The 5,594-nt window shown below is 66.8% G+C and carries 12 protein-coding genes; 10 read left to right on the plus strand and 2 right to left on the minus strand.

Annotated elements, in window-relative coordinates:
* Nucleotides 1–109 (plus strand): DUF736 family protein (locus KAY22_RS23635; RefSeq protein ID WP_296625602.1); only part of this gene is annotated, 109 nt, incomplete at its 5' end.
* 58 nt (nucleotides 110–167) lie between these two features.
* On the opposite strand, the gene KAY22_RS23640 is transcribed toward KAY22_RS23635, so the two are convergent.
* Nucleotides 168–497, minus strand: a complete 330-nt coding sequence (locus KAY22_RS23640; protein WP_296625593.1) for a hypothetical protein — start codon at nucleotides 495–497, stop codon at nucleotides 168–170.
* Between the two features lie 264 nt (nucleotides 498–761).
* On the opposite strand from KAY22_RS23640, the gene KAY22_RS23645 reads away from it, so the two are divergent.
* On the plus strand, nucleotides 762–1,604 hold the full coding sequence (locus KAY22_RS23645) for a DUF932 domain-containing protein (RefSeq protein WP_296625594.1): 843 nt from the start codon (nucleotides 762–764) through the stop codon (nucleotides 1,602–1,604).
* Between the two features lie 160 nt (nucleotides 1,605–1,764).
* Here KAY22_RS23645 and KAY22_RS23650 read toward each other — a convergent pair whose 3' ends face one another.
* Nucleotides 1,765–1,992: a helix-turn-helix transcriptional regulator gene (locus KAY22_RS23650; protein WP_296625595.1), complete on the minus strand. Its 228-nt coding sequence runs from the start codon at nucleotides 1,990–1,992 to the stop codon at nucleotides 1,765–1,767.
* 169 nt (nucleotides 1,993–2,161) lie between these two features.
* Between KAY22_RS23650 and KAY22_RS23655 the strand changes: the two genes are divergently transcribed.
* From KAY22_RS23655 to KAY22_RS23690, 8 genes are all read left to right on the plus strand, one after another.
* Nucleotides 2,162–2,434 carry a DUF2285 domain-containing protein gene (locus KAY22_RS23655; RefSeq protein WP_296625596.1) on the plus strand — a complete coding sequence of 91 codons (273 nt, stop codon included), beginning with the start codon at nucleotides 2,162–2,164 and terminating at the stop codon, nucleotides 2,432–2,434.
* A 145-nt stretch (nucleotides 2,435–2,579) separates the two neighbouring features.
* A complete protein-coding gene (locus KAY22_RS23660; RefSeq protein WP_366514147.1) occupies nucleotides 2,580–2,801 on the plus strand; it encodes a DUF6499 domain-containing protein in 222 nt (73 codons plus the stop codon).
* Complete coding sequence (locus KAY22_RS28005) at nucleotides 2,695–3,363, plus strand: DUF2285 domain-containing protein (RefSeq protein WP_366514148.1); 669 nt, start codon at nucleotides 2,695–2,697, stop codon at nucleotides 3,361–3,363. The genes KAY22_RS23660 and KAY22_RS28005 overlap by 107 nt, the downstream gene beginning before the upstream one ends.
* 129 nt (nucleotides 3,364–3,492) lie before the next feature.
* Nucleotides 3,493–3,759, plus strand: a complete 267-nt coding sequence (locus KAY22_RS23670) for a helix-turn-helix domain-containing protein (protein WP_296625597.1) — start codon at nucleotides 3,493–3,495, stop codon at nucleotides 3,757–3,759.
* Entirely contained in the window at nucleotides 3,756–4,262 is a 507-nt protein-coding gene (locus KAY22_RS23675; protein ID WP_296625598.1) for a DUF2840 domain-containing protein, read from the plus strand. Before KAY22_RS23670 ends, KAY22_RS23675 begins: the two co-directional genes overlap by 4 nt.
* Entirely contained in the window at nucleotides 4,259–4,804 is a 546-nt protein-coding gene (locus KAY22_RS23680; protein ID WP_296625599.1) for a S26 family signal peptidase, read from the plus strand. Before KAY22_RS23675 ends, KAY22_RS23680 begins: the two co-directional genes overlap by 4 nt.
* A gap of 36 nt (nucleotides 4,805–4,840) precedes the next feature.
* A complete protein-coding gene (locus KAY22_RS23685) occupies nucleotides 4,841–5,176 on the plus strand; it encodes a DUF736 domain-containing protein (RefSeq protein ID WP_296625600.1) in 336 nt (111 codons plus the stop codon).
* Nucleotides 5,177–5,180: 4 nt separating this feature from the next.
* On the plus strand, nucleotides 5,181–5,594 hold a 414-nt coding region (locus tag KAY22_RS23690), incomplete at its 3' end, for a transglycosylase SLT domain-containing protein (protein WP_296625601.1).

The raw sequence follows: 5,594 nt of genomic DNA on the forward strand, positions 1-5,594 counted from the left end.
CGACTACATCTCGGTCAAGCTGGACGATCCGAGCTTCCCGGCACCGATCTACGCCACGCTGTCCGAAACCGAGACCACCGGCGAACACGCGCTGATCTGGTCCCGCTGACCGGCGACGACGCCCCCGCTCCACCGGAGCGGGGGCCTTTCGCGTTGGAACGGCAGAACTAGCCGGACAGCGAATCGAACAGGGGCAGCGGCATCGGGCCGCGCTCCGTCAGTGCGCCAGCATCATAGGGCGCGATCGTCACCCATTCGACCGCCCAATCCAACGTCAGCTCACCGGAGCCGATCCGTGAAATCCCGGCGCCGTCCACCACGACCCGGAAGTCGAAGCGATCTTCCTCAGCTTCTAGGCGGCCTTCGATCAACGAACCATCGCTCGCCGCCAGCAGGAAACGCTCCTCAACCTCGTCATATGGGACGCGCAGCGTTTTGGTGATGTCCCCTGCGACTGCGATGCGCTGGCCGGGCCGTCCTGTGATCGTAATGCTCATACCGACTCCTTGCGGCCGGTTTGGATCAAAACGGGAACAAATGGCAAGAGCTGTTTGCTGGCGCCGCAGGGCGGCGCGTGCTTGGGGCTCTGCCCCTGGCGCACTCCAAGCGGCTTCCGCCCACCTTCCTCCACGCGCTGCGCGCGTTCCGTGCAGCCGGTTCCCCGCGAAGCCGCCTTCCGTTTGCACCCCCGGTCTCGCCGACGGGCAGGGTTTCAGCGCGGCGCTCCGCTGCGCGGAAACCCAAGCCCAAAGGAGGCCAAAATGCACTACCAGCTTGCCACCCGGTTCGGTCGCAACGCCCATCAGATCAGCGGCCGGGAGCCGCTCGACAACGAGGCACTGTATCGCCACGTCCCGTCCATCTTCGCGCGCGAGGCGCACGACAGCCGTTCGGATCGCTACGTCTATGTCCCGACCATTGACATCGTGGAGGGGCTGCGCCGGGAAGGATGGTTCCCGTTCTTCGCGGTCCAGTCGGTTCCGCGCGACGGCAGCCGCCACGGCCACGCCAAGCATATGCTGCGCCTGCGCCGCGACGACGGCATCGGCAAGCCGGAGGCCGCCGAAGTTATCATCGTGAACAGCCATGACGGGACCAGCGCCTATCAGATGTTCGCCGGAATGCTGCGCTTCGTTTGCACCAACAGCATGATTGCGGGCGAGCGGTTCGAGGAGGTCCGCGTTCCCCATAAGGGCAATATCGAGCATGACATTATCGAGGGCGTCTACACCGTTGCCGAGGATTTCCCCCGGCTGATCGACGCCAGCGAGTCGATGAAGGTGATCCAGCTTTCGCAGGAGGAGCAACGCTTGCTTGGCGAGGTCAGCCTTGTCGCCCGTTATGGCGGCGATGAAAGCCCAGTTCGGCCCGAGCAGATCATCGAGCCGCGCCGCCGCGAGGATGTGGACCGCAGCCTGTGGACCACCTTCAACGTCATTCAGGAGAATGTGGTTCGTGGCGGGTTGCAGGGCCGCAAGCGCAACGCCGAGGGCCGTATCCGGCGCGCGCAGACCCGCGCGATCAACGGCATCGACCAGAATGTGACGCTTAATCGCGCGCTCTGGACGCTGGCCGAAGGGATGCAGCGCCTCAAAGCGGCCTGACCCACAACTACCGCAGGGCCGGAGTTTCCGGTCCTGCGGCTCTGCTATTTTCGCGCCGATCCGCTGCACCGGATCGGCGGCGGCCGCGCGTCCCAAGGTCCGCGCGGCCGCAATCGCGCTCGCCGGGCTGCCGCCCGGCTCGCGCTCAAGTTCTGCGAAGCTAGTCTTTTTCGGAGGGATCGAGTTCGGTGACAAGATCGGCGGGCGTAACACCAAGCGCGGAGGCCAAGTGAAACAAGGTGACGACGGTTGGATTGCGCCGGCCGCGCTCCAAATCGCTGACATACTGCTGGGTGAAACCGGACGTCTCGGCAAAGCGCTCCTGGGTAAAGCCCTTATCCTTTCTCAGTTTGGCGAAATTCAATCCTACGAGGCGGCGCATATCCATGCCCGGGAAGCTGGACGATACATCTCATCCGGTTTATCCCATATCAGTTGTATCGGCTGGACCGCGCGTTCCATCCGTGCGGAAGGTGCGTTCAACGATGCAGGACTTGCGCGTATCCGGCTCCGAGACTTCCGCTAGATTAGTTAACAGGCAGCATGACGGGGGCGCCATGAGCACCACCAATTTCGCGGATCGCGCGCCGGAGATATCGCAGCTAACCGACTATGATCAAAGCCATCTCGGGGACTATCTGCGGCTGCTCGACGCCGATGAAGAAGGGGCCGACTGGCGCGAGACAGCCGCCGCTATCCTTGGCGTCGACGCCGCAGCCGAGCCACAACGAGCCAAGGCGATGCACGACAGCCATCTTGCTCGCGCACGATGGATGACGGAGGTAGGTTATGCGCATTTGCTCGGCTGTGAGCGTTGGCTAAGGCGTTAAGTTTTAATCCATTTTGGTGTCATTCTGTTGCTGCCACCGCCGCGTGCCCGGCATAGTTGAGCGCAGCCTTGGCGCTATCGCGCGTTGATTTAACCGAAGACGCTCATCCCCCGAAATCCGCCCTCAGTGCGGTTCGGAGGATGCCATGCCGACGCCCCAGCGCCGGCGCGAGCGACGCGCCGGCCGGATGTCCGACGCGCTAGGTCGCGCCGATCTAGCCGCCGAGTTTCTTCGACGAAACCGCACATATCGCGCCGAACATGCGCAGATGCAGCAACGCATCGCGGACGGCGCCGTCGCGAAGAACGCCGCAGAGGCGGCGTTCGCACGGCGCTGGGGGTTATCCTTTCGCCACGGCGCCGGATGACCTTTCAGGGCCCGTCGTCTGGCGCCCAGAGCTGACCGCCGTCACTGTCATTCTGGACGCAGCGCCCGGTGAGTATGACAGCGCTGCTCCGGTCGATCCGCGCGCGCTCGGCGCGCTGCTCGCCGACCTGGCCGGGATCGACGGACGCCATGTCATCGTCGCCGATGCGGCAGGCGAACATCGGCTGTGGCTGCGCGAGGCGACGCCTGGTCGGCCACTTGCCGCAGTCATTCCGCTGGACAAGGATTTCATCACCCGCATCGCCAGCCTGCTACGCTTTCACCGCCGTCTGCTCGGCCGCGCGGCGGGTCCGTTGCCGCGCGGCTGGCCGCTCACCGCCTATCGCCTGGCGCGCCTCGACCTGATGCTCCGCGCGCTGGACCTGCGCCATGCAGGCGCGACCTATCGCCAGATCGCGGCCGAGCTGGGGCGCGAGGAAGCTGCGACGCTCCCCGCGACCGAATGGAAGATCTCGGCTGCGCGCTCGTTCGTAGTGCGACTGGTCCGTGACGCCACCGCGTTCGCGAGTGGCGACTATCGCAAACTGCTGCGCATCCGCTGACGTCTCAGCCTCGGCCCGACTCCGCGAGGGGTGGTCGCATCCGTGCAGCCGCACATCTTCATACCCCACCCGGCCGCCCTTCTTCTGACAATTACGTCTCCTGCCGCCACCGCCCGCAGGAGCCGTCACTTGTCCGATACGCCCAACAATCTGCCGCCCCGCTTCCTGCGCACTCCGGAAGCTGCGCGGTTTCTCGGCCTCTCCGGCCGGACCCTTGAGAAGCACCGCTATTTCGGCACCGGCCCGGCCTACCGCCGGATCGGCGGCCGGGTCGTGTATTCGGTCGACGACCTGCGCGCCTGGGCAGACATCGGTATCAAGCATTCGACCTCCGATCCGGGCCAGAACGACCTCATGCCGCGGGCGGATTCGGCCATCGCCCGGAGCCGGCGATGACCGTCCCACCGTCACCCATGCGACACCGCCAGACGTCCGAAGACGGCATGACCCGCGTCGAGCTGACGTGGATCGAGAAGCGGATTGAGCACTGGATCAGGTTCGGCCGCGTCGCCTTGGACGAGATCGTTGACCGCCGCCGCCGCATCGTTCGCTTCCGCCCCGGCGCGATCTTCGCGTTCGTCCGCTGGGCGGCGAACGACTACGGCACAGTTAGCTCGCGCATCGACATCGTGCGCGCGGTCGGCGCCGGCGAGCCGTTCACGACGCTCCCGTTCGTGCGGCCAGGCGGCGACATCCTGCTCAAGATCGAGGGCTGGCCCAAGGTCAGCCAAGTGCTCGCTGCGATCGACGCGACCGAGGCGGCCGGCGTCGATCCGTGCGACGCCGCGCCGGATCATTGGCGGCACGTCCACAACCGCATCGCAGCCGGACAACCGCCGCGCCCCTATACGATGGAGCGCCATCGCGAGTGGCTCAAACGCCGGGAAATCGAGCGATGACCCGCCGTGGATGGGCCATTGCGACGGCCTCCGCCGCGTCGCTGTTCGGCGCGTCGTTCCTCGCCGTGGCGGTGTTCGATCCGCTCCCGCGCATCGTTTGGAACGCCAGCGCGAGCGCGCCGATCGGACTTTATCGGATCGAGCCGCTTCCCGATCCGCCCAACGGTGCGTTGGTCGCCGTGACGCCGCCACCGGCGCTGGCGCGCTGGCTGGCGGAGCGCGGCTATCTCGGTGAGCGCGTGCCGCTGTTGAAGCATGTCGCGGCGCGGCCGGGGCAGATCGTGTGCCGCATCAACGCAGTGGTGAGCATCGATGGACGGCCCGTCGTCGTCGCCTGGCAGCGTGACGGCCGGGGCCGCCCGCTGCCGGTCTGGCAAGGCTGCCGCACGCTGCGCGCCGGCGAGCTGCTGATGCTCAACCCCGACCACGCCGACAGCATGGACGGTCGCTATTTCGGGCCGCTGCCGGCCTCGACCGTGCTCGGCCGCGCTGTCCCGATCCTCACCCGCGACTCCCCTACCGCGCCGCTCGTCTGGCGCTGACCCGCTTCACCGCCTGCCAACCCAAAGGAGATCATCATGCAGATCGGCAGCTTCTTCCGCACCCCCAACGGCTACGAAGGCATCATCGAGACGGCGACGCTCGACATCCGTATCTCGATCGTTCCGGCCGAGCAGAGCGACGCCGACAAGGCGCCGGACTGGCGCGTCCACCGCGGCGACGGCGGCGAAGGCCCGGAGATCGGCGCCGGCTGGAACGAGACCGGCGAACGCGCCGGGGATTACGTCTCGCTGCGCATCGACGATCCCGCGTTCGCGCAGCCGATCCGCGCCGCACTGTTCCAGAACACGGGCGACAAGTCTGCTTGGTCGCTGCGCTGGAATCGTCAGCCGAAGTCGCGCGAGCAGGACTGAGCCTGTGCGCTACTCACCCATCCCTTTGTTCGCGGGAAAGCCGTCTCATCCCTTCGTCCCGCTCGGTCGCAGGCCGGCCGGGGCGCGCAGCGAAGGTCAAGGGCGGCCGAAGGCCGGCGCTTCGCGCGCACCCTTTACCGAAGCGAGCACGCTGGCAGGCTGTCGGCGGAGCGGAGTCGGATCGGCGTTCGTGGTCGCCGTCGTCCTGCTGTTCGGCGGCGCGGCGTCTGCCCCGGCGTTGGCGCAAGATATGCCGGCCGCGCGATCGGCGGCCGCCCATCCCTATGCTGGTCATGTCGCCGACGCCGCGCGGCGGTTCGGTATCCCCGAAGCATGGATATGGGCGGTGATGCGCGTCGAGAGCGGCGGCAATTCCCGCGCCGTCTCGCGCGCCGGAGCGATGGGCTTGATGCAGATC

The organism is Rhizorhabdus sp., assembly GCF_018006725.1.
GTDB lineage: Bacteria > Pseudomonadota > Alphaproteobacteria > Sphingomonadales > Sphingomonadaceae > Rhizorhabdus.

Bases quoted from the DNA above. Each gene is read 5' to 3' on its own strand.
- KAY22_RS23640 (WP_296625593.1), bottom strand. From the start codon at position 497: ATGAGCATTACGATCACAGGACGGCCCGGCCAGCGCATCGCAGTCGCA.
- KAY22_RS23645 (WP_296625594.1), top strand. From the start codon at position 762: ATGCACTACCAGCTTGCCACCCGGTTCGGTCGCAACGCCCATCAGATC.
- KAY22_RS23650 (WP_296625595.1), bottom strand. From the start codon at position 1,992: ATGGATATGCGCCGCCTCGTAGGATTGAATTTCGCCAAACTGAGAAAG.
- KAY22_RS23655 (WP_296625596.1), top strand. From the start codon at position 2,162: ATGAGCACCACCAATTTCGCGGATCGCGCGCCGGAGATATCGCAGCTA.
- KAY22_RS23660 (WP_366514147.1), top strand. From the start codon at position 2,580: ATGCCGACGCCCCAGCGCCGGCGCGAGCGACGCGCCGGCCGGATGTCC.
- KAY22_RS28005 (WP_366514148.1), top strand. From the start codon at position 2,695: ATGCGCAGATGCAGCAACGCATCGCGGACGGCGCCGTCGCGAAGAACG.
- KAY22_RS23675 (WP_296625598.1), top strand. From the start codon at position 3,756: ATGACCGTCCCACCGTCACCCATGCGACACCGCCAGACGTCCGAAGAC.
- KAY22_RS23680 (WP_296625599.1), top strand. From the start codon at position 4,259: ATGACCCGCCGTGGATGGGCCATTGCGACGGCCTCCGCCGCGTCGCTG.
- KAY22_RS23685 (WP_296625600.1), top strand. From the start codon at position 4,841: ATGCAGATCGGCAGCTTCTTCCGCACCCCCAACGGCTACGAAGGCATC.